Origin of the sequence: Fibrella forsythiae (assembly GCF_017353175.1) — a bacterium.
GTDB classification, from domain to species: Bacteria; Bacteroidota; Bacteroidia; order Cytophagales; family Spirosomataceae; genus Fibrella; species Fibrella forsythiae.
Genome location: NZ_JAFMYW010000007.1, coordinates 342,814 through 365,802, shown reverse-complemented (window position 1 = coordinate 365,802; position 22,989 = coordinate 342,814). Strand labels below are relative to the sequence as shown.

Sequence of the window (22,989 nt, the reverse complement as noted above, 5' to 3'; positions counted from 1 at the left end):
TTTCGTTACCTTCGCTTTCCTCTGAAACGACTTAACAATCAGTTTACTGGTCATGATTAAACTCACCATTAATAATCAGCCGCAGTCGCTTGATGTTGACCCGGATATGCCACTGCTCTGGGCCATTCGCGACGTTGTCGGCCTGACCGGCACCAAGTTTGGTTGCGGTATTGCCCAATGCGGTGCCTGCACGGTTCATCTCGACGGGGCGCCTATCCGCTCATGCAGCGTACCGGTGTCGGCGGTGGCTGGCCAGAAGATTACGACCATTGAAGGGCTCTCGAAAAACGCGGATCATCCCGTACAGAAAGCCTGGATTGAGCATCAGGTACCGCAGTGTGGTTATTGTCAGTCGGGCCAGATCATGTCGGCGGTGGCGTTGCTGAAACAGATTCCGAAACCGACCGATGCCGATATCGATGCGGCCATGCAGGGTAACATCTGCCGGTGTGGCACGTATGTCCGAATTCGGGAGGCCATTCATACCGCCTCGGCAGAGATCAGTGCTGCTCCAAAAATGAAGAACGCATCTAAACTAGGCAAACGATGAGCGCAGACATACTACCAACAGCCAACCGCCGCGACTTCCTGAAAACGCTGGGCCTGGCGGGTGGAGCACTGGTGCTGGGCATCTCGTCGGCCAATGCAGGCGCACCGGCACCGGCTGGCAGCGGTATCCTCAATATCAATGCGGCTCCCGTTGGCACCGAGCTGACTCCTTATATCATCATCGAGAAATCGGTGGGAGGGAAGCCCGGAAAGATCACGATCATGAACCCCAAGCCCGATATGGGTCAGGGTACGTTCCAGGCGGTTCCGGCGCTGATTGCCGAAGAGCTAGGCGTGGCGCTGAATCAGGTGACGATTCTGCAAACGGGTGGTGAAAAAGCGTTCGGTGGCCAGATTTCGGGGGGTAGCTCGTCGGTTCGGGGTAGCTACATGGCGCTTCGCAAAGTGGGCGCGTCGGCCCGCGAGATGCTTGTAATGGCAGCCAGTCAGCAATGGAACGTACCTGCGGAGGAATGTACGGTGGCCAATGCGCAGGTTCATCATAAAGCGTCGGGACGCAGCATTGCCTATGGTGATCTGATCGACGTGGCATCGAAATTACCCGTACCGACTAGTCCGAAACTAAAATCTCCCAAAGACTTTACCATCCTGGGTAAACCATCGCCCCGGCCCGACGTACCTGCCAAAGTATCGGGCAGGGCGCAGTTCGGTATCGACGTGAAGGTACCCGGTATGCTCTATGCTTCTGTTGAACGTAGCCCAATTATTGGCAGCAAACTGGTTAGTTTCGACGACACCAAAACGAAGCAGGTGAAAGGTGTCCGGCAGGTAGTGAAGGCGAGTCGGGTGCTCGAACAGAACAAGTACGACGGAGTTGCCGTGGTGGCCGACAATTACTGGGCCGCGCTGAAAGGGCGTAGGGCGCTGGCGGTCAAATGGGATCATCAGGGGCTGGATGCGTTCAATACAGTCGCCTATGAAAAGCAACTTCATGAGCTGGCCAAACAGGACGGTGTGGTTGATCATACAACAGGTGATTTCAGCAAAGCCCTTGCCGAGGCGCCAACCAAAATCGACGCGTTCTACGAAACGCCGATGGTGAGCCACTCGCCTATGGAGCCGATGAACTGCGTGGTGAACTGGCCTACGCCCGATACCGTCGAACTGTGGACCTCGTCGCAGGCACCTGACTGGATCAAGTCAAAAATGGCCGACGAGTTCAAGATCAAACCAGCCGACATAAAGGTAAATATCACGTTCAACGGAGGTGGCTTTGGCCGTCGGCTATTCCAGGATTTCGTGCTCGAAGCGGCCCACATTGCCAGGTCGGTGGGTAAGCCGGTGAAAGTGGTCTGGACGCGTGAAGATGATACGCAGCTCGGTCCGTTCCGGCCCATGACGTTCTCGGCTATGCGTGCCGGACTGGGTGCCGACGGATTGCCCGTGGCCTTCCAGCACAAAGTCATCTCGCCATCGATCGATGCAACGCTGGGACGTACCCGGGATGCCGCCAAGCCCGACAAAACCATGACGGAAGGCATCAGCGAACAGAAATACGAAATTCCGAACGTCGACAATCGCTACATCTTCGCTGACTTGCAGGTACCAACGGGCTACTGGCGAGCCGTAACCAGCACGACGCTGGCGTTCTCGCATGAGTGCTTCATCGACGAGATGGCGCATCAGGCGAAGAAAGACCCGATGGATTACCGGATGGCGATGCTCACCAAAGACTCGGACACGAAAAAGGTGCTGGCCAAACTACGCGAAGTGTCGAACTGGGATAAGCCGCTTCCTGCCGGAAAAGGACGGGGGGTGGCGCAGTGGGAATTCTTCGCTGGCCTGGCTGGTCACGTGGTCGAAGTGTCGAAGCAGCAAGACGGGTCGGTGAAAGTCGACAAGGTGTATTGCGTCATCGATCTTGGCACGGTCGTTAACCCGGATATGGTTCGCAATCAGGTGGAGGGGGCCATCTGTATGGGGCTGGTGGCTGCTACAAAAGAGGGCATCACCTTTGCCAACGGCCAGGCGCAGCAGACCAACTTCGATACCAACCAGATGCTGCGAATCAACGAAATGCCAGCCGTTGAGGTGCACATCCTGGCCGATGGCGGTAATACGATCAAAGGAGTAGGCGAGCCAGGGCTGCCACCAGTAGCACCCGCCCTGGCCAATGCCATCTTTGCCGCAACGGGAAAACGAATGCGCCGCCTGCCAATTGATTTGGCGAAGGTGTAAAAGAAAGGAGGAAGGAGGAAAGGGAGGAAAGGGAGGAAAAGGAGCTTACGCGCCAGCATTACTTACGCGTCAGTTCCCTTTCCTCCCCTTCCTCCCTTTCCTCCTTTCCTCCCTAAAACCTACTTTTGCCTTCATGAATTATTGGTTGGTAAAGTCAGAGCCGGAGACCTACGGCTGGCATCATTTCATTGAGCAGGGCCGCGCTACCTGGGATGGGGTTCGTAACTATCAGGCCCGCAATAACCTGCAGGCCATGCGACAAGGTGATCAGGTACTGTTCTATCATAGCGTCAACAATCCACAGGTGGTTGGCTTGGCCAGCGTTGTCTGCGAGTCGTATCCCGACCCCACGGCTCAACCCGATCCAACCGGTAAACCAACGCCCTGGTGCGTGGTGGAACTGGAGCCGGCCATGGCGTTTGAGAAACCCGTTACGCTGGCGCAGATAAAGGCCGAGCCCATGCTGGCCAATGTGGCGCTTATCAAACAATCCCGTCTCTCGGTCATGCCCATCAAGCCTGATGAATTTGACCTGATTGTGAAAATGGGGAATTAAGTTTCAGGTTTCATGTTTCAAGTTTCAGACGGTCTGATGACGCGATCCGCTGCATCATCAAGAGGTGGTTGATCAGCAGCTCACCTTTCGACACTTTAAACCTGAGACTTGAAACTTCTATTTCATGCCTGTTCTTCAACCCATTCTGAATCTTGTTGAGCTGCTGCACCGGAAAGGCCTGCGCGATGTCGTTGTGTCGCCGGGGTCGCGGTCGGCACCGTTGACGATTGCCGTTGCCCGGCATCCTGGCTTGCAGGTACGTGTTGTACCTGATGAACGGGCTGCTGGCTTTACGGCGCTGGGCATGGCGCAGCAAACGCAGACGCCCGTCGCCCTGATCTGCACGTCGGGCAGCGCGGTATACAACCTGAGTCCGGCGGTGGTAGAGGCCTATTTTCAGCAGGTTCCGCTGCTGCTGCTCACTGCCGATCGGCCCCACGAGTGGCTGCACCAACAGGATGGCCAAACGATCGACCAGGTCGGCATTTTCGCCAATCACGTAAAACGGAGCTATGATCTACCTGCCGACTATATGCACGCCGATTCGCCCTGGTTTATTGAACGAACCATCAACGAAGCGTTTGATCTGAGCCGTTCAGGGCCAGCCGGACCAGTTCATATAAACGTGCCTCTGCGGGAGCCTTTTTACCCCAAACCGGGTGATGTGTTTCGGCCAGAACGTGGACGGGTCATTGAGCAGGTAGCTGTTTCGCCGCAACTGCCGGCAGAGACGTGGCACCGGTTGCTGGCCGATTGGGAGAGCACCGAACGAAAACTGATTCTGGTTGGTCAAACCCCGTTTCAGCCCGATCTGCACCAGATTCTGACGCAAATAGGGCGCGAGTTGAACGTACCTGTGGTGGGGGAGATTATCAGTAACCTCGGCCGGAGTGATGCGTTCATTAGCCAGACGGATACGATTTTGGGGCAACCGGACGAAGAAGAACTGGAAAACCTGCGCCCCGATTTGCTGATCACGCTGGGTAATTCGTTTTTGACGCGAAACCTGAAAACGTATTTCCGTAAATACCCCGCCGCTCAACACTGGCACGTTCAGCCATACGGCGACCGGCTAATCGATTCGTTTCAGTCGTTGACAACGCGTATCCCGGTTGAGCCGGTCTATTTTTTTCAGAAGCTATTTGCCGATCTTGATTACCAGCATTTTCGCGAAGGGGTGGAGGATGATGACGAAGAGGCTGAATTTCTCACGGTCTGGCAGGCTGCTGATCAGGCGGCCCGACGAGTAGTGGCTCAGTCGCTTCGTGATTCACCCTTCACCGACTGGGTGGCCACGCAGGCTGTTCTGGACGCGCTACCAACCAACTCGCACCTGCAACTGGCCAATAGTATGCCTGTTCGATACGCTAATATGTGTGGGCTGGAAACAAGTCAGGCAGTGCAGGTGTGGGCAAATCGGGGAACGAGCGGTATTGACGGATGCCTGAGCACGGCCGTAGGGGCGGCGCTGAAAACGCGTGCTATCGTTACGGTACTGATCGGCGATGTGGCGTTTTTTTACGATCGTAACGGGCTGTGGCAGAACGGCCTACCGGGAAACCTGCGTATTGTGCTGCTCAACAACGCGTCGGGGCATATTTTCCGAATCATCGACGGATCATCACAGCAACCAGAACTGGAAACATACTTCGAGACGCCCCATCAGCTAACTGCCGAACGTACCTGCGCCGACTTTGGCGTTGCCTACGAACAGGTGACTGATTCAGGTACGTTGGCCACCGCACTGGGTACGTTCTTCGAGGCGTCGGATAGACCTAAGCTGCTGGAAATTACAACGGATAAATACGTTAATGCCGAAGCATTCAAAGCCTATAAGCAGCGGTTATAACAAAAGAAAAGCTTCGCGCAGCAACTAGCTTCGCGAAGCTTTTTTACTACATACGGAACGGTTTAGTTCAGCTTCTTGTCAATGGCGGTTACCATATCCAGGTGCATCTGGAGCGTGGGTAGCGTTTTAGCAGCGAACTCTTTGATCGATTGATCTTTCGCGTCCTGAGCGGCTTTTTTGAACTCCTTCACATCTTCCTCATGATCGTCTTTCATGTAGCTGATGTACTTTTTGTCGAATTCAGCACCCGATAGTTTACGCATATCGTCGATATCTTTCTGTTTGTCTTCGCCCGGTGTTGAGGGAATCGTGATGTTCTTAAGCGTTGCCAGTGCTTTCAACTCGTCGTTGGCTTTGGTATGGTCTTCCACCATTTTGGCCCCAAACTGTTTCACCTCGGCGTTCTGCCCTTTTTCCTGCGCCAGTTTACCCAGTTCCACTTCCAGCAGTCCACCACTGGCCGCTTTCACCGCAAACTCGCTGTCATCATCTTCAGCACCTGCGCCTTGTTCTTCTTTTACTTCATTCGAGTTTTCTGCGTTTTCGACGCTATCACTCGTTGTCTTTTTTTCACTGTTGCAGGCCTGGAATGTCAGGCAGCTCATGGCCAGCAAATACACCAATGTTGTCTTCTTCATAACGTATGTGTTTAGTGGTACGACAAAGTACCAGTGCATAAACTCGCTCCGTACGAATTGGTTTTTTGGGCGTTAAGAACCTGATGGTGTGGCATGTCAGGGGCACAACTTATTAACGCATCACGGTCACTTTCAGAAACGTAGCGGATATGGATGTTCTGGCCGCTTCACCGCTTTTGTTCTGACTGTTGAAGAGCGCCGTCAGTTCACGGTGTAGCTCAGCGGCTTTGCCATTTTTTTCGGCTGCTTCAAACGCATTCATCGTGGGGCCGTAATACGATTTGAAGGTATCGACAAACGCGGAAGGAGGATATGGTACATTAAAGGTGAAGGTTTCCCGGCTGAACGATATGGCTTCTCTGGGTATTCCTGCCTGACCAAAACGATCGATCACCTGCTCGTCAACGCCCCACAACATCGGGCTGATAAATCCTTCTGGCGGGGGCGGTGTGTAAGCCGAACTGATTTTTAAAATCTGTGCAACCAACGTAGGGTCGCCTGGTATCCAGTTACCCATTACAATTCGTCCACCCGGACGTGTAACGCGCACCATTTCTCTGGCCACCTCAAGCGGCCTGGGCGCAAACATGGCACCGAATATACTGACCACCAGATCAAACGAGGCGTCGGTAAATTCGCGTAGGTCAGTAGCATCACCTTCCTGAAACGTGCAGTTGGTCAGCCCTTCTGCCTTTGCCCGGGCATTACCGGCCTCAACCAGGTTTCGGGCAATGTCGACGCCGACAACGATAGCGCCCCGTTTGGCTTCAGGTATGGCCGTGGTGCCGTCGCCACAACCAAGATCCAGTACCTTGAGACCGTTCGTGATCTGAAGTTGATCAACCAGTGCTTCACCACTTTCCCGCATGGTGCGGGCAATCTGTGTGAAGTCTCCTTTCTCCCACAGCGCTTTATTTGGATTCATTTCGCTTCGAGTTTAGCCAGTTCATTGATTACGTCGGTTGATAACATGGACGTAAGCGCTTGAAAAGTAAGCGTCCGGCTAACCTGCAAGGCAATTTGTTGAGGCTAAGGTGGCTGTGTTGAGTCAGCGGTAAACAGGAGGAATTAATAAAGGAAGTTTACGGACGTACCCAATAAAAAGACCAGCCACCAATAGCTGGGGCTGGCCTTTTTATTGGGTACGTTGCTGATCACAACTTGCAGTCTTCGAGAATCTTCTCGTTGTTTTTGATGTACGCATCGTCGCCCGCTTTTTTGGCCAGATCGAGCGACATCTGTGCATCCGCGCGCGCGGCTTTGCAGTTGCCCGACCGCGCCAGAATTTTAGCCCGCAGGTGGTATGTCCAGTATTCGTTGCTTTTCGCTACCACTTTATTCGACCATTCCAGCGCCTGTTTCAGGTCGCGGTTGGTATCCAGATAATACTGGGCTGCGCCGAAGTAGGTGTCAGTTGAAGCGGTTGGCGAAGCAGTTAATTCCTTGATTTGCGCCATCACGTGCGAATCGGCATCATCGGCAATGGTTAGTCGGGCCATTGTATTTTCCCAGCGTAGCTGAAGCACCGCCGATGAAGGTGTCAGGTCGACGAATTCGAAGGTCAGGGTTTCGGTCTTGGTCGCTGTCTTCTCGCTTTTTACCACCAAACGCAGCACATCGTTGGCTTCTTTATAGTCGTAGGCACCCCAGGCGTCGGCGTCTTTGTTCAGAATAAACGTGAACGAATCGGCGGTCGGGATGGAATACAGTCCGTATTTACCTGTTTCAACCGCTTTTCCTTCGATGTTCATGGGTTCAGAGAGTGTCAGGTCGGTGATCTTGTTGGCACCGGTACGCCAAACTTTACCATAAGGTATTCGGTCGCCAAACATGGTGCGACCTTTCAGCGATGGGCGTCCATACTCTACGGTGACCTTGCCCAGGCCAATCTGTTGACTGATGGTTGCGGCTGGGCTGGCGGCAGGAAGGTTAATCTGAGCGTGGCCAGCCGTTAGGCAGGCGGATAGGAATAGGGTGATGACAAGCTTGTACATGTGTCGAATCGATAGATTACAGATAGCAAGTTTACGACGAATATTTACAAAAAAAGCCCGGTCATGTGACCGGGCTTTTGACAAAACAATAGTCTATAGGGTTTAATGATACCCCAAAAATTTTTTCTGGCTGCAAACGGGCAGATTAACCGCTGCTCATTCAGATTGCTGGAACTGTGCTGCGTTCAGCTTATGCGGTGTCGCCGGTTGTACGAATGAGACTGATGCCGGTAAAAAAGAAAATGCCGCCCAATACCAGGTAGACAATTGATGCCTGAGCCACGCCGCCCGAGGTTAGGTCTTTGCCGCCCCAAATGAGGCCAATTAATCCTATTAGTGTCAGGATGACGCCGAATACACGCTTAATATTCATACGTTGAATGGTTGATACAGAGTGAAACTATATACCAAACCAGCAACCCCCTAATCTGTTTATCGGAACGTACCTGACTTAGCCACTGGCCCTCATACGTCGGCTACGATACAGAGTCTTACAGGTCAGCGGCATAACTTGCCTGCACGGTATAAACCGGGGTTTCGGCAAACCGGGATGCGATGACCAGTTCCGTTTCGTTCATGTGTGGCAGGAATAAATCGCGCGCAACAAACGGACTGTTATTGTCTTTCGACAGGTGAGACAGCAGCACGTGGCTCATAAACGCTGGCTTGTGTTCTTTTAACAGTGCCAGCGCCTGTTGATTGGATAAATGACCGAAATCACCCCGGATGCGCTGTTTCAGAAAGGCCGGATACCGCCCGTTGGCCAGCATGTCTTCATCATAATTAGCTTCCAGAAACACGGCGTGGCACTGGCTGAAATGGCGAACGACGTGTTCGCAGGCGGTGCCAATGTCAGTAAATACGCCGACCCGGGTCTCGTCATCTTCAACCAGAAAACTGTGCGGGTCAACAGCGTCGTGCTGCTTGGGGAAGGCCGTAACTCGTAGAGCGCCGATCGCCACTGGTTCGTAGGCGGTCAGTTCACGAACGGGAAATTTGGCAGGTAATAACCGGGATGAACGAAGGGTCTGGGTGGTGATGTAAACCGGAATCTGGTATTTACCCGACAGCTGAGCAAGACCGCTAATATGGTCGCTGTGTTCATGGGAGATGAAGATTGCATTTACGTTTTTCAGCGACAGGCCCAGGCGCTGCATACGTACCTCAGTCTGGCGGCACGACAGACCCGCATCAATCAGAACGGCTTCCTGCTCATTGCCAACGTAATAGCAATTGGCATTGCTGCCTGAATTCAACGAGGTAATATAAAGGGGCATGATACGGTCGGCTACGGAAGATACTACAATCAAAAATCGGGAGTCCCTGATTGAAAAGCCAGAAAACACCTGATTTCGTTCGCTAAAAAGCCAGAAGTGAGCGAGGGTTTTCAACTGCCGGTTACCGGGATTAACGCACCGGTCAAGTCAATCCGCTAACGCCCACGCTACCACCAGACACCCCGGCCATACTGATGCCATCACCAACAGGTAATCACAGAAACGCCGCCCCGGTCAGCCTGTTACGGCGGTCGGGGCGGCGTTTGTCGTTGAAAAGGGGCTAATTCTTCCCGCCCGACATTTTTGCTGGTGATGCAGCCGCTGCCGTTCCGCCAGCAGGCGCATTCTTAACATATTTGTCCATCCAGCCATTCATCTCCCACAGCATGTGTAGCAATGATTCTTTTGCCGCGTAACCATGTGATTCGTAGGGAAGGAATACCAGGCGGGTTGTGGCACCAAAGCCTTTCAGCGCATTGTAATACCGCTCCGACTGAATCGGGAACGTACCTGTGTTGTTGTCGGCCTCACCGTGAACCAGCAACAGTGGCGTTTTCATCTTGTCGGCATTCATAAAGGGCGACATCTTATTGTAGACATCCGGAGCCTGCCAGTAGGTACGTTGTTCGTTCTGGAAACCGAACGGTGTCAGGGTCCGGTTATAGGCACCGCTCCGGGCAATACCGGCTTTAAACAGATTGCTGTTCGAGAGCAGGTTAGCCGTCATGAATGCGCCGTAGGAGTGGCCACCCACGCCCACTTTATTGGCGTCAACAACGCCTAGCCGTACGCCTTCGTCAATAGCAGCTTTTGCGCTGGCTACCAGCTGCTCCACGTAAGTATCGTTCGGTTCTTTATCGCCCTCGCCCACAATGGGAATGCTGGCGTTATCGAGTACGGCATAGCCCATAGTAGCGAAAACGGCACCACCCATGGCGGCAATCCGGTTAAACTGGTAGGGTGACCCCTGGGCCTGACCGGCTGCTTCTTTGCTCTTGAATTCGGCTGGGTAAGCCCACATGAACGTCGGCAGCGGCCCGTCCGACTTCTTGTAGCCAACGGGCAAATACAGCGTGGCTGTCAGGTCAACGCCATCGGCCCGCTTGTAGCGAAGTTGCTGCTTCGTAATGCCTTTCAATTGTGGGTACGGATGCGGAAACGAGGTGATCTGAACAGGAGCGATGCGTTTCTTCAGGTTGCGAATAAAGTAGTTCGGGTTTTCGTCGGGCGTTTCGCGGGTTGTCAGAATAACACCGGTGGCAGCATCCAGAACAGCAATAGGCCGCTCGAAAACGGGGGCTTCAGACCGCCAGAGTGGCGTGATTTTCTTGGTAGTCAGGTTCATGACACTCACAAACGGGCGGTCGCCTTCGGGCGAAGCGCCTTGCCCGTTCACGAGCATGATGTCGTTGTTGGGCAGAATGTTCAACACGTCGCGGCCATACTGGTTGGGGTGCGTGTCGGGCTGGCCGGGATTGGCGTAGCGGTCCTCAGATGAACGTTCGAACAGGGTCGTTGCCGCATAGTTGGCCGATGGGTTCACCAGTTTGGTAATCACTTTCCGTGTCTGCCACCAGCCCTCGGTAGCCAGCGCCGTGTTGGCATTTCCCCAGGTAAAGCCTCTAAACCGGAAAGCCGCATCGTAAATAGCTTTTGGCTCTGCCGTGAAAGGAGCTTCGACCAGAAACACCCGGTCGCGAACGTCGGCCTTTACTTTTGGGTCGCCTTTATCCTGCGCTACCGTGTAGTAGATTGAAGCGGGCGCATCGTTCCGCCACTCAAAATCACGCGGGCCACTGGGTGCACCATCCGAGCTATACGGAACACTTTCCTGTAACGGGCCATCGTTCAATGTCTTTACCAGTTGGCCATTCATCGCGAACACATCGGTCCGGGTTGGAAAGCGGTATACCGGAACAAGATAAGAGAACGGTGTATGTACGGTTTCCACCATCACCAGCTTTCCGTCGGGGGATGGAGAGGCTGTGGCAATGATGCCCGGCTGACCAATGGGTTGAGCGGAGCCATCCAGACCTAATTTGGTTACCTGTGAGGTAGCGAAATAGGCAAACTGTTTTTCGTCTGAAGGGCTCTTAAGCAAATCCTGATACGTGGGAGCCTGCCCCCTCGATCCGCTGCTGTTATCCTGCATGGTTGGGCCAACGGGAACCCGGTTGGCCGCCATGGCAGTACCACGCCCATCCGGAATCAGTTTGACGATCAGGTTCTTACTGTCAGACACCCACTGGAAGGGTGAACCGTAGGCGGCGTTCAAGGCCCGGTCAGTCAACCGGGTGGCGGTGGCCGTGGCTACGTCGGCTACATACAGCTCAATTCTGGTGTCGTTTGATACGGCGAAGGCGAATTTAGTCTCGTCGGGCGACCACTGTACGTACGAGATCAGGGGCATATCAGGTAACCCTTTCAGTGCGATCTCGGTGCCACCGGGCAGTTTTTTTAGCTTCAGCCCTGTAATGTATGCAGCGCGGCTGGGACCGTTATTGGCGGGGTTGATGCGCAGACCGGCGAGTTTCAACTCAGGCTGGGCCAGTTCGGCAATTGACGGTGATGAGGCCCGCTCCAGAATCAGCATCTGATCACCTTTAGAGGTCACACTGACGCCGGGGGTGGGAGGGACCGTTACCAGATCGGCCAGGGCTTTGGGCGGCGTCTGGTAGGTAAGCGCGTCCTGAGCAAATGAGGCTGTTACTGTCAACGTCAAGAGGACAGACGTACGCAATAAACGAAAATAACTGATTACCATGTTGATGCAGTTTTGGAGTTGATCAACCAAAAATAGTCAGAAATGCTATCCAGACTCGTGTCGATCCATCCAGTTATCAGGCTAATTAGCTATTTGGGTGTTTTTTTTAAATCTGAACATACATACATTCTAGTGGGCCAATCCGAATACTTAATTTAGCTGTTCGGAGTAACGAACCCCCAGCCCTAAACTACGTTTCTTATTTTCCCATTATGGAGCAACTTTACGATTTTTTTCAGCGGTTAACCGACATGAGCGACTGGCCACCCCGGTGGTATTGCGGCGCCTGGTCTAAGTTTCACGGCTGGCTGTACATCGCCTCTGATCTGACGATCTGGCTGGCCTACATGGCTATTCCCCTGGCCTTGATCCGGTTCATCTTCATCAAAAAGGGTGTTCCCCTGGCAGGTGTTTTCTGGTTGTTTGGCGCGTTTATTCTGCTCTGCGGCCTCACACACCTGCTTGACGCCATGATGTTCTGGTACCCTGCCTACCGGATCAGTGCACTGGTTCGGTTTCTGACCGGCGTTGTTTCTATATTAACGGTCATTGCGCTGATTCGTTACTTTAACGAGGCGGTTGGCCTGCGGACATCGCAAGAGTATGATCGAGAGCTATCCTACCGTCAACTGGCTTTGCAGGAACTGACCCGCTCAAATGAGGAACTGCAGCAATTTGCTTATGTGGCCTCCCACGACCTGCAATCACCGCTTAAAACAATTGCCAATTACCTGACCCTGCTCGAAGCCAAATATGGCCATCAGCTCGATCCGGAAGCGCAGCGGCTGGTCGGTGTGTCAACGGCTGCCGCCGAGCGAATGCGCGGGCTGATCAATGATTTGCTCGAATTCTCAAGCCTGGGTAGTAACGTTGCCCTCGAAAAGCTGAACATTAAAGAAATCGTCGACGAGATTCTGGAAGAACAGCAGGCCGAAATACTGGCTACCGGTGCAACCATTGATGTAGGACCGCTACCCACCATCATGGGCCACCGGACAGACGTGAAACAGGTGTTCCAAAACCTGATCACCAACGGCCTTAAATACCGCCGTCAGGGGGTAGCGCCTCATCTGGTAATCTGGGCTACCAACGAAAAAGACCAGTATCAGTTTTCGGTGGGTGATAACGGAATTGGTATTGATCAGCAATATTTCGACCGGGTATTTCAACTGTTTCAGCGGCTGCACAGTCGTAATAAGTACTCGGGAACAGGAATCGGCCTGGCTACCTGTAAAAAAGTGGTGACAAGCTACGGCGGCGAAATCTGGCTCGACAGTACAGTTGGCATTGGAACAACGTTCTACTTCACCATTCCCAAAGTGATAAAAACGCTGCATCAGTACGCCGAAGCAGACACCAATGCTCGCTGACAATCTGAGCAGGCAGATCGCTGCGGGTGATAGTTAAAAGCTGACGGTAATGTTCCGAACTGATCGCGAAAGGCTTTGGTGAAGTAAGACAGGCTTTCGAAACCTACGTCATAGGCAATTTCCGACACGCTGGCACTGCGCTGCCGCAATAGCTCTGCAGCCCGTTGCAGACGTAGATGACGCACGATTTCGGTGGCCGACTGGTTGGTTAACGCTTTCAGCTTGCGGTGGAGCTGCATCCGGCTCAGAGTAACATCCCCAGCATAAGGCATAAATTGTGTATCAGCGATAGGCCCGCTCGCCCGTTACAATGGCCTGCCCGCCCACGTAAACCGTCATCATGCCGATCATACCAAGAAAGACTAGATTGGCATCTGTGAAGTGCATGCGAGAAGGTGGGACCTACTAGTGTATGACCGGGAATGTTAGCTAACCTATTGATTATGAGGGGTAGAAACTGCTCAGCTAAATCAAGATTTAATCTGAATCGGGCTCCGCCTGATCCATAAAAAAAGTCCTTCCAACAAGGTCGGAAGGACTTCTACAAGTTAAACAGACCAGGAGCTACTGCGCTTTGGGATTATCCTTATCGTCTGCTGGATTCACACTGCCTTTTGTGGCTGGTGACAGCGAGTTGATCCAGGCGGCAATTTTCAGCGCATCGGCTTTCGGGACCTGCGGCATCGGCGGCATTTCCGTCGCATAATCGGGCCAGTTGGCTGGTTTGGGGTTGTAGATCAACTCCACCAACTGATCGTTGGTATAACCCCGCTTCGCCACGTCTTTGTAGGCCGGGCCAACCTGCCGTTTGTCGGCGTTGTGGCAGGCCAGACACGTGTGCTTGGTCAACAGTCCTTTCACTTGTTCATACGTCGGCGCTTTGGCCAGCGAAACGGCTTGTCCCAGTTGCAGCGCTGGTTTCCCCTTCGTACCGGCTTTTGTTGGTTTAGCTGTTGTTGGTTTGGTTGATGGAACCGTTGTAGTTGCCTTAACTGCCGAATTTTTAACGCTCAGTTCCGACATGGCCAGCTTCTGCCCATCGGGAATATTATTGAGCGTATAGTAGGCAATTGGGTGAACGAGCGAATATGAACCATCTTCCGAACGTACCCCGTCGAGGGTTAACTGATGAATGTAATTTTTACGCAGATTATCAACCACCACCCGTGCCCGCATACCATCGTCCGACAGTTTCACGCCCTTAATCGCGTGTTTCTCTTTGTTGATAGTTGGGCTGCCGTATACCGGGTGGTACTTATAAATAAAGCTTTCAACCGAATAAGACGCCAGATCCTCGGCCGAGAGTTTGGTGACAGGCTTGGTAAATTCCACCTCGAAACCGTCGGGCATTGCCTTTACCGTGCGCATTTCAAACGGAATGTTATTGTTCCAGACGAGGCGTTGTAGGCCCTCGTTGGCATCCCCGGCTGAACCCCAGCCCCGGTTGGTTTCGCCCACAAACAGCGATCCATCCGGCGCGAAAGCCATCCGCATCACCCCCGACCGGAAGCCCGACCGGAATTCAATCGCAGCACCCTGATATTCGCCGTTCACTTTCTCGAGCATCACCCGCGAAATTTTACTCATACCCTGATCGCCAACAAGTTGCTGCCCGGAAAAAGGCCCAAACGTACCTGCCGGAATCGTGACGATCTCTGAGTTGGAAATACCCAGGATGCCGTGTGGCAACCAGACCGCCGGCGTCTGGATATTTGGGAAAGTCTCCTTTACCTTAAATAGCAGATCGGGCGTTTCATTGACTACATTTTCTGGTTTGATCATTCGCCCGTTGGCATCGCGCTTTTGCCGGATATCAACTTTGGCGTAGAATTCCGTGTCAGTCAGTCTCAACGGCGAGTTGGGCATGCCGGTCCAGCGCAGACCCGCCGGATGGCCGGTGAATGCTCCTTTCTTTACGTGCACAACGCCACCAGATCCCTGCCAGTCGCCCTGATTATCAGCGTAGAAAAATTCGCCGTCAATCATGCCCTGTCCGGCTGGCGAGCGCATGCCTGTGGCCCAGGGCTGCATCTGGCCGTTCTCCGAAATCTTCATTGTCCAGCCGCGCCAGGGCACCCGGCTTTCGCCCCGCCACCATTCTTCGTCGCCAAAGGCCACATTACCCGTCACGAAGAACGTGCCGTCAGGAGCGATTTTTGGGCCGAAGCTATATTCGTGATAATGACCCGACAAGGGCCAGGCGTAGACCGTCTCGAACAGGTCGGCTTTGCCATCATTGTTGGTGTCGGTCATCTTGGTCAGTTCGCCGCGCTGGGCACAATAAAGCGACCCGTCTTTGTAGACCAGACCCAGCACTTCATGCAGCCCTGAAGCGAACTTTCTGAAATAAGGCCGCTTGCTGGTTGGGTTTTGTACGATAAAAATATCGCCCCGACGGGTTGAAATACCCAGGTCGCCGTTGGGCAGCATGGCCAGGCCGCCCACTTCGAGGAGTGTTCCCTCGGGAGCAGACACTTTGGTAATACGGAAAAAATCTTCCTCTTTGGGTGACTCCTGCGCCCAAACCGCCGTTGGTAAAGCCAGGGCAGCGAGCAAGAGGTATTGATGTATCGTTTTCATAACTGCTTAGAAGAGAATCGAGTAGGTCAGTTTGCCGGAAACAGGAATAATTAACTCCTGCGCGCCATTGCTGGTGCGAACAACGGGCTGGGCGCCGCCTGCTTCGTTTAGTTGAATCATGTATGATTTTCCATCGATCAGGTACGTGTTATTGGGCATCGCCTCGATAGACGTACCTGCAGCCAGGCGGGCGTAAAGACCAGCGCCAGGCTGCGAAACGGTCAACTGGCGACGAAGGCCGTGACCATCGGGCAGCGCCTGAATCTGGTCATCGACGCTGGCTCCTGCCGTCATATAGCGGAATGTAGGCCGGTCTTTATCGTCTAGCTGATAGCCTTTGGGCCGGAAACCGCTGCCCATGGTATCGGTTGGCCAGGGTGCCTGCGGAGACGCCAGTCGGGTCAGTGCCAGTTGTGGTTTTCCACCGAGGTAATTCACGGCCCCCATTGGCCGGGAAGAGCCATCGCCCCGGTTTTCCCACATTGGTGTAGCGTCGAGGAACATACCGCGCCACACCTGCACGACGTTGCCAAAATCAGCGTCGTAGGTATAATGTACTTGTTCGGGGCTACCAACTGAAATGCCGTGTGTGACCCGGTAGGTACGTCCCTGATCTGTTTTCGTGCGGGGAAGGTCCATAAAACTACGGAGGATTGTGTTTCCCTCGGCCGTAACCAGAATTGGGTCGGTTTCGCCCTGTTCGCTGATGGTGGCCGGTGTAAGCATGAATTGCCGGATGCCGGGGCCGGAAACGGCGAGTTGAAGATCAGGGCGGTTCCACTCCACGTATTTGCTGTAAATGGCCTCGAATGGCAGATCGCCGACCGGGAGGGTCGCTTTCCCGGATTGGTTATTGTCTGACCATTTACCGAGGGGCTGGCCATTTACCCGAAGCTGACCACCGCCACCGGCCGTGTTCATGGCAAAGGTGTACTCGCCCGGATCTTCTACGTGCAACGTACCTGTGTAACGCACCAGAAAATCGTTGGGTATCCGCGAAACGGCCGCCGACAGAACCGGCGATGTTCCTTTCGATTCGGGCGCCATGCCGCCAAAAGAAACCTCGTCGCGATACTGACCCTTGTAGATCATGTAGGACAGATTGGTGAGACGTGGCTTGTTCTTGTCGAAGAGCGTGTAACTGATGTTACGGATAGCTACCGCGCCGTGGTCGCCCTGAAAAACGAGTGGGCCACGGGCCGCCTCTGTGGCACTTATGGCACCACGCGTTGGTCCTGAAAGGTCAACATTGTCGTGGATGAGTACGCCGTTAAGTTCGGCCCGAAGGATTTTGGCATTTTCTGTTTTTTTGCCAGACGCATCGAAGCGGGGCGCCTGGAAAGAAATTTTGAGGTGTTGCCACAGGCCGGGAGCTTTACCTGCATTTTGCCGGGCGGGGTGCCCTTCGTACCCCTGCTTACCGTCGGGCCGACTATCATCCCAGCGTTCGTAAATCGAGCCAACGTCAGCCGATTTTGGAACGGTTACGCCCCAGCTATCGAACAGTTGCACTTCGTAGCGTCCCTGCAGATACACCCCCGAGTTGGCCCCTTTCGCCATCATGAAATCGAATTCCAGATCGGCATCGCCGTGTTCAAGCGTCGAGATCAGGTTTGCCTGCCCCGTATTTTTAGAGGCGGGCGTACAGACCAGTACCCCTCCGGTGGCACCAGCTGTGGCGGGTTTAAGCTGTACTGTATTGGGCTGGTTAAGATCGGCCATTACATCGGCAGCAATTCGCCAGTTGGCTGAAACGGGCGGTCGAAAAGCGCTTAAATCGTTGAGTGGTACTTTACTAGCTGTCTGTGCCAGCACTATACTTCCAAGCAGACAACTGCCCACAGAGAGGGTCAGAATAGATGCTATTCGCATGAAAAGAGTTGATTAAAAGCAAAAAACGACTTAAAAATACATGGTATATCGTTTGAAATAGGAAGCAGCGCAAAATCCGCTACCTAGCGGGTAAGATTGCCGATCGTTTACTTTTTATTCGGTAGGCCACTATATTTGACTCATACCTTATTACATCATGAAAAAATTAACCTCCACGTTTGCGTTCCTGCTCGTTTCTGCCGGCTTTGCTTTTGCCCAGAACGAAGCGGCTAAAAAAACACCTGAATCTTCTGAAACCTGGACGCCTGTTCCGCCAATCGTTACGCCGGGAACGATGGCTGCAAATGCCTCCGGCCTGACGGCCCCATCAGATGCCATTGTGCTGTTCGACGGGAAAAACACGGATGAGTGGGTCTCCGTAAAAAGTCACGTGTCGAAAGATTGGAAGAGTACCAATATGGGGCCCCTGAAATGGGCCGTAAAAGACGGTGCCATGTATTCGACCCTTGGTTCGTACGCCCGAACCAAGCGGGAGTTCGAAAACTTTCAGCTACACGTAGAATTCCGCACGCCTGAAAAGCCGGAAGGGAAAAGCCAGGCCAGAGGGAACAGCGGGGTGTTTCTGCAGGGCTATTACGAAATTCAGGTGCTGGATAACTACGAAAACCCTACTTATTCAAACGGGCAGGTTGGTTCGGTCTACAAGCAGGCAATTCCCCTGGCCAATCCCAGCCGCAAACCAGGCGAGTGGCAGACGTATGATATTGTGTATCAGGCTCCCCGTTTCAATAAAAGCGGCATTCTGGCCGAGCCTGGGTACGTTACGGTTTTGCTGAACGGTATTGTTGTTCAGAATCACACCGCTATTAAAGGAAATACCGACTATATTGGGTACCCAACCATGGAACCACACGGAGCTGGCCCGATCCTGCTTCAGGACCACGGTAACCCGGTTGGCTTCCGCAATATCTGGATCAGAGAACTTTAATCAGTTAAGAATTGGGAATTAAGAATTAAGAGTTGTTCTGCTTGCTTAAGACTCTTGGCGAGCGGAGCAACTCTTAATTCTTAATTCCCAATTCTTAATTTTCTTTTATGAAGCGTACTTTATACGTTGTTCGGCATGCGAAGGCAGAAGACCGGGCTACTTTTATGAGAGATCATGACCGCGAACTGCTTCCGGAAGGTATCATGGCCGCAGCACGTGTTGGCCGGTATCTCTCTGAGAAGGGAGTCGTTGCCAACCGACTGATTAGCAGTACGGCTCATCGGGCAAAAGACACGGCCAAGGTGTTTGCCGAACAGTTGGGCGTTGAGACCGAAGCGGTTGAACTCGACGAAAAACTCTATGAGGGTGGCCCTAAAGCCTATCTGGCAGCCGTTAATAGCCTGCCGGATTCCTGCGAGTCGGTGATGCTGTTTGGCCATAATCCCGACGTGTCGTACTTCACGGAATACCTGACCCATCAGGACGTGGGGTCGATGAGTAAAGGAAGCGTGGTGGCCATCACGTTCGAGAATTTGCACTGGGCCGAAGTCTCAGGCCGAACGGGTTTCCTGCAGTTCTACGTTACTCCGAAAGAACTACTGAAACAATGAACCGTAACCGCCGCATCTTCATCATTATTTTCATCGCTTTCACGCTGGTGGTCGTGATGCTCACCGTCGATATGGCCAGCCGGACAACGGCTCCCTGGAATAAGAAAAAGCAGGCGTCCCGTGCCCTTCCCGGCAACCGTGTCGAAGACAGATCGCTCCTGATCGACACGACTGGCCTGGATTCGGTAAGCAGAAAATAAGCGTTGAGGTAGTTTCAGGTACGTTGCTTTTGGCCCACTCTGCTACTCGGCAACGTACCTGAAACTACCTTAACGCCTCAAGTAGTGCCTGCGCGTCGGTGTCTGTGTTGTACACATGTGGTGATACACGAATGGCCCGCCCGCGCGCCGAAACAGACACATTACGCGCCAGTAATGCCCGTGATATAGCCATCGAGTCTGCATTTTTGGGTACCCAAACTCCCAGCAAATGGTGACCACGGCCCGTTTCGGGCTCAATCTGATAGCCCAGCGATTCCAGTTCCGGCAAAACATCAGCCATCAGGCTGCGGCAATAGTGCTGGATACGCTCGGGCTGGTAGTCTATAATCTGGCGCAGGGCCGCTTCCAGCATTGGCATCTGGGTAAAGTGTGTATGCTCCCCCACATTGTACCGATACGCACCGGGGCGGTATGTAGGCTGGTACTGGTCGAGCCGGTGAAACTGGTTACTATCGAGCCGGTTCATCCAGGCTTCTTCTAACGGAATGCCGCCGTCGAAGGCAGGCCCGTAACAGGCCAACCCCTGTGAATAGGGGCCCATCATCCATTTGTAACTGGCGCAAACCAGGGCATCGGGCTGAATACGTTGCCAGTCGAAGGGCATGGCCCCCACACTCTGCGTTCCGTCTACCGCCAGCCAGGCACCAACTTCCCGGCAGCGTTGGCCGATGGCCTCCAGATCGAACCGAGTACCATACATCCAGTGAATCATTGGGGCCACAACCAGCGCTGTTTCGGGCGTAATAGCGGCCAGAATAGCCTCGTTCCAGGCATCAGCTGCGGGCAGGGTGTCGGGCATGTCGACGGTATGAATCGTCAGTTTCTCGGTCACGCTGACCCGATCCCAGGCATACACATCTGACGGGAACTCACTGCCGATGAGAACGATGCGTTGCCCGGCCTGCAAGCCGGGTTTGTTGGGCAGGTTGCGCGCCACCACCGCCATACCGTAGGAGATAGCCGGAATAATGGCAATTCGGTTGGGGTCGGGCTGGTTGATGAGTTGGGCAAAAAGCTGCCGGACAAGGATCCCTCCACTGAAAAAATCGTCGGGCGTTAAGCCCATCGGGTTCGTCTGCACGTGAATGGCGTCGAGGCCGGCCTGCGCAACGGCTTTGCTCAAGGGCGCACGCGTGGCGCAATTCAGATAATGGGCGTCGGCTGGGTACGTATACTGGCTGCGCTGACAGTAAAGATCAAGTTGTTGCTGAATCATGGCCTGAATGTACGCATTTGGCATAATTTTAGTCATAGGTGAACAGAAGACGTAAGTCGTTAACTGTGGGTAAATGATCAGGTACGTTCTACTGCAGCGCGACTTACGGCTAACGACTCTTTCTTACGTACGACTCATAACATATATGCAACTCCTCGGCATTGGCTCCCGCATTCGTCACCCTGAGTTTGGACATGGGGTAATTATCAACCTGAAAACCAACGGCTACACCGTCACCTTCATGGACGAAGGAGTGAAACTGCTGGCCTTTACGGCACCGTTCGAGGTGATCGAAGCCATTGAGCCTGATGGTGATCTGGTAAGCCTGCTCGATGTAGAACAGGCACTGTCGCGGGTGCTACAGAAATGGGGCGGCCTAACTGAAATCGTGCCGCTGGGTGACAAATGGAAGGGCGGTAAACTGATCATGAAACCGGGCCGAACCGACCTCGCCAGCAAGGAAATGCCCATCGACGCTTTCTTCCATAAGATCGTCATGGTTCGCGACCGGCTGCGTGTCCTTGAACAACGCGTTAATGCCAGCGGCCTCGACGATGAAGAAAAAGTAAGCATCCAACAATACATTACCCGTATTTATGGGAGCTTGACCTCATTCAACCTCCTGTTCAAAAACACCGAACAATCCTTTGTCGGCGAAAAGGGCGGGGTAGAGGCCTAAATACCACTATGGACATCCGGGGCAGCCCGTTCGAGCTACCCCGGATATCCATAGTGACGGCTGTAGAATCGACAAGCTGTAACGAGTTACTGCAACTGACTGGCTTTGTTCAGCAACTGGAGAAAATCCTTACGGTAGCCGTACGGATCGTAGGTCATCGACGCGGTGGCCCAGGTACGTACTTTGTCGAAGGAGGCGTTGCCTTTGTAGGCCGATTTTCGAAGCAATAGGCCATAGGCTGCTACCGAAGCAGCAAACCGCATATTCTCGCTGGCATAGGAGAAGCCATTATCCAGATCGAAAATTTGTAAACTAAGTGCCTGGCTCGTGGCTGCAGTTGGCGTTTTATACCGGAAGTTAATCGTGAAGGTGGGTATCGATTTACTGTCAATCTGTCCCGGCGTTCCGGTTGTGGCGGCTGGAATCAGTTCGTAAAGGGCTGTGATGGTCTGACCGGCATTAATCTCACCGGCATCTTTTTTATCGTCAACAAAGTCATCGCTTTTCAGAAGCCGGTTTTCGTACCCAATCAACCGATATGCCTTCACCTGATCCGGGTTGAAGGCAATCTGCACCTTGACGTCCTGGGCTACCGTGTAAAACTTACTGAATTCATTGACGAAGACCTTCTGAGCCTGCTTCAGATTGTCGATGTATTCAAAATTTCCATTGCCTTTGTTGGCTACCTGTTCCATCATGCCTTCGTTGAGGTTGCCCGTGCCAACACCCACGGTGGTCAGAAAAATGCCTTTGTCCCGCTTGCTTTCGATCAGGCCAACCAACGCGGTCTGGCTGCTTATGCCGACATTGAAATCGCCGTCTGTCATCAGAATCACCCGGTTGTTGCCCCCCTGAACGTAGTTTTGCTCAGCAATCTCATAGGCTCTGTTAATACCCTGTGCGCCCGCCGTACTACCCCCTGCGCCTAACTGAGCAATGGCTGATTTGATCTTCCCCTTATCGGCCCCACTGGTGGCCTCAAGTGGTACACCGGCCTGCCCGGCGTAGGTTACGATCGACAGCTTATCCTGCGATCGCAGATTGTCGACAAAAGTGGGCAGCGCTTCTTTCAACAGGGGGAGCTTATTGGCGTCGCTCATCGAACCAGACACATCTATCAACAGAACGATGTTGGATGGCGGCAGGTCGGCCATAGCGGTTGATTTCCCCTTCAGCCCAACCCGAATCAGTTTATGGGTGTCGTCCCATGGGCACCCGCTTACCTCCCCGTTCACGGTAATCGGCTCGCCATTGGCCGGGTCAGCATACTGGAAGGGGAAATAATTAACCAGTTCTTCCGTACGGATCGCATCGACGAGAGGCAGTTGACCAGCCGTTAAGAACCGACGCACATTGGCGTATGAGCCACCATCGGCATCAATAGAAAAGGTAGAAATAGCTTCCTTGCTGACGTCTACAAACGGATTCTCAGTAATTGGGTTGTACTGTTCAGTGCTGGTAGTGCCGAAACCACCGTTTGTGCTGAAGCTAGAGGTAAGATAGGGCCCAGCACCCTCATACGATTTTGTGCAGCCACCCATCAGGGTTATCACAGCGGCAAAAAGGAATAGCTTCTTCATGGAGCAGAGTATTTTTTCAGGGAGATATAACGCGTTCGACGCGGGTGAGATTCACCATCCGGCAGAATGGTTGGAACGGGTCACC

20 protein-coding genes are annotated in these 22,989 nt (G+C 53.3%); 9 read left to right on the top strand and 11 right to left on the bottom strand.

The window, feature by feature from the left end; translation table 11 throughout:
• The first annotated feature begins 46 nt into the window (after window positions 1-46).
• The 4 genes from J2I46_RS22595 to menD all read left to right on the top strand — a co-directional run bounded on the left by J2I46_RS22595 (window position 47) and on the right by menD (window position 5,153).
• Complete coding sequence (locus tag J2I46_RS22595) at window positions 47-550, top strand: (2Fe-2S)-binding protein (protein ID WP_310589074.1); 504 nt, start codon at window positions 47-49, stop codon at window positions 548-550.
• Window positions 547-2,748, top strand: a complete 2,202-nt coding sequence (locus tag J2I46_RS22590) for a xanthine dehydrogenase family protein molybdopterin-binding subunit (protein WP_207331328.1) — start codon at window positions 547-549, stop codon at window positions 2,746-2,748. The genes J2I46_RS22595 and J2I46_RS22590 overlap by 4 nt, the downstream gene beginning before the upstream one ends.
• 133 nt (window positions 2,749-2,881) lie before the next feature.
• Window positions 2,882-3,304, top strand: coding sequence for an EVE domain-containing protein (locus tag J2I46_RS22585; protein ID WP_207331327.1), 423 nt, complete (start codon window positions 2,882-2,884; stop codon window positions 3,302-3,304).
• Window positions 3,305-3,428: 124 nt separating this feature from the next.
• Complete coding sequence (gene menD, locus J2I46_RS22580) at window positions 3,429-5,153, top strand: 2-succinyl-5-enolpyruvyl-6-hydroxy-3-cyclohexene-1-carboxylic-acid synthase (protein ID WP_207331326.1); 1,725 nt, start codon at window positions 3,429-3,431, stop codon at window positions 5,151-5,153.
• Window positions 5,154-5,215: 62 nt separating this feature from the next.
• On the opposite strand, the gene J2I46_RS22575 is transcribed toward menD, so the two are convergent.
• The 6 genes from J2I46_RS22575 to J2I46_RS22550 all read right to left on the bottom strand — a co-directional run bounded on the left by J2I46_RS22575 (window position 5,216) and on the right by J2I46_RS22550 (window position 11,826).
• Window positions 5,216-5,791 (bottom strand): DUF4142 domain-containing protein, encoded by a 576-nt coding sequence (locus tag J2I46_RS22575; protein WP_207331325.1) that lies wholly within the window; start codon window positions 5,789-5,791, stop codon window positions 5,216-5,218.
• A gap of 112 nt (window positions 5,792-5,903) precedes the next feature.
• A complete protein-coding gene (locus J2I46_RS22570; RefSeq protein WP_207331324.1) occupies window positions 5,904-6,716 on the bottom strand; it encodes a class I SAM-dependent methyltransferase in 813 nt (270 codons plus the stop codon).
• 229 nt (window positions 6,717-6,945) lie between these two features.
• Window positions 6,946-7,785, bottom strand: a complete 840-nt coding sequence (locus J2I46_RS22565) for a DUF2911 domain-containing protein (RefSeq protein ID WP_207331323.1) — start codon at window positions 7,783-7,785, stop codon at window positions 6,946-6,948.
• Between the two features lie 190 nt (window positions 7,786-7,975).
• Complete coding sequence (locus tag J2I46_RS22560; RefSeq protein WP_207331322.1) at window positions 7,976-8,158, bottom strand: hypothetical protein; 183 nt, start codon at window positions 8,156-8,158, stop codon at window positions 7,976-7,978.
• Between the two features lie 118 nt (window positions 8,159-8,276).
• The gene (locus tag J2I46_RS22555) at window positions 8,277-9,062 is read right to left on the bottom strand and encodes an MBL fold metallo-hydrolase (protein ID WP_207331321.1); all 786 of its coding nucleotides are present in this window, start codon (window positions 9,060-9,062) and stop codon (window positions 8,277-8,279) included.
• 280 nt (window positions 9,063-9,342) lie between these two features.
• Entirely contained in the window at window positions 9,343-11,826 is a 2,484-nt protein-coding gene (locus J2I46_RS22550; RefSeq protein WP_207331320.1) for a S9 family peptidase, read from the bottom strand.
• A gap of 212 nt (window positions 11,827-12,038) precedes the next feature.
• Between J2I46_RS22550 and J2I46_RS22545 the strand changes: the two genes are divergently transcribed.
• Entirely contained in the window at window positions 12,039-13,196 is a 1,158-nt protein-coding gene (locus tag J2I46_RS22545; protein ID WP_207331319.1) for a sensor histidine kinase, read from the top strand.
• Here the strand turns inward: J2I46_RS22545 and J2I46_RS22540 are convergent.
• The 3 genes from J2I46_RS22540 to J2I46_RS22530 all read right to left on the bottom strand — a co-directional run bounded on the left by J2I46_RS22540 (window position 13,163) and on the right by J2I46_RS22530 (window position 17,648).
• On the bottom strand, window positions 13,163-13,468 hold the full coding sequence (locus tag J2I46_RS22540; RefSeq protein WP_207331318.1) for a helix-turn-helix transcriptional regulator: 306 nt from the start codon (window positions 13,466-13,468) through the stop codon (window positions 13,163-13,165). The two genes, J2I46_RS22545 and J2I46_RS22540, sit on opposite strands and share 34 nt — an antisense overlap.
• 292 nt (window positions 13,469-13,760) lie before the next feature.
• On the bottom strand, window positions 13,761-15,776 hold the full coding sequence (locus J2I46_RS22535; protein ID WP_207331317.1) for a c-type cytochrome: 2,016 nt from the start codon (window positions 15,774-15,776) through the stop codon (window positions 13,761-13,763).
• Between the two features lie 6 nt (window positions 15,777-15,782).
• Complete coding sequence (locus J2I46_RS22530; protein WP_207331316.1) at window positions 15,783-17,648, bottom strand: 3-keto-alpha-glucoside-1,2-lyase-like domain-containing protein; 1,866 nt, start codon at window positions 17,646-17,648, stop codon at window positions 15,783-15,785.
• Window positions 17,649-17,805: 157 nt separating this feature from the next.
• On the opposite strand from J2I46_RS22530, the gene J2I46_RS22525 reads away from it, so the two are divergent.
• The 3 genes from J2I46_RS22525 (at window position 17,806) to J2I46_RS22515 (ending at window position 19,408) form a co-directional block, all read left to right on the top strand.
• Window positions 17,806-18,597 (top strand): 3-keto-disaccharide hydrolase, encoded by a 792-nt coding sequence (locus J2I46_RS22525; RefSeq protein WP_207331315.1) that lies wholly within the window; start codon window positions 17,806-17,808, stop codon window positions 18,595-18,597.
• 107 nt (window positions 18,598-18,704) lie between these two features.
• Entirely contained in the window at window positions 18,705-19,208 is a 504-nt protein-coding gene (locus J2I46_RS22520) for a SixA phosphatase family protein (RefSeq protein ID WP_207331314.1), read from the top strand.
• Window positions 19,205-19,408 carry a hypothetical protein gene (locus J2I46_RS22515; RefSeq protein WP_207331313.1) on the top strand — a complete coding sequence of 68 codons (204 nt, stop codon included), beginning with the start codon at window positions 19,205-19,207 and terminating at the stop codon, window positions 19,406-19,408. Before J2I46_RS22520 ends, J2I46_RS22515 begins: the two co-directional genes overlap by 4 nt.
• 64 nt (window positions 19,409-19,472) lie before the next feature.
• Here the strand turns inward: J2I46_RS22515 and J2I46_RS22510 are convergent, their stop codons facing one another.
• Window positions 19,473-20,645, bottom strand: a complete 1,173-nt coding sequence (locus J2I46_RS22510) for an aminotransferase class V-fold PLP-dependent enzyme (protein ID WP_207331433.1) — start codon at window positions 20,643-20,645, stop codon at window positions 19,473-19,475.
• Between the two features lie 145 nt (window positions 20,646-20,790).
• Here J2I46_RS22510 and J2I46_RS22505 point away from each other — a divergent pair, with 145 nt between their 5' ends.
• The gene (locus J2I46_RS22505) at window positions 20,791-21,324 is read left to right on the top strand and encodes a DUF8685 domain-containing protein (RefSeq protein WP_207331312.1); all 534 of its coding nucleotides are present in this window, start codon (window positions 20,791-20,793) and stop codon (window positions 21,322-21,324) included.
• An 86-nt stretch (window positions 21,325-21,410) separates the two neighbouring features.
• On the opposite strand, the gene J2I46_RS22500 is transcribed toward J2I46_RS22505, so the two are convergent.
• Complete coding sequence (locus tag J2I46_RS22500; RefSeq protein ID WP_207331311.1) at window positions 21,411-22,904, bottom strand: vWA domain-containing protein; 1,494 nt, start codon at window positions 22,902-22,904, stop codon at window positions 21,411-21,413.
• Window positions 22,905-22,989: the final 85 nt, after the last annotated feature.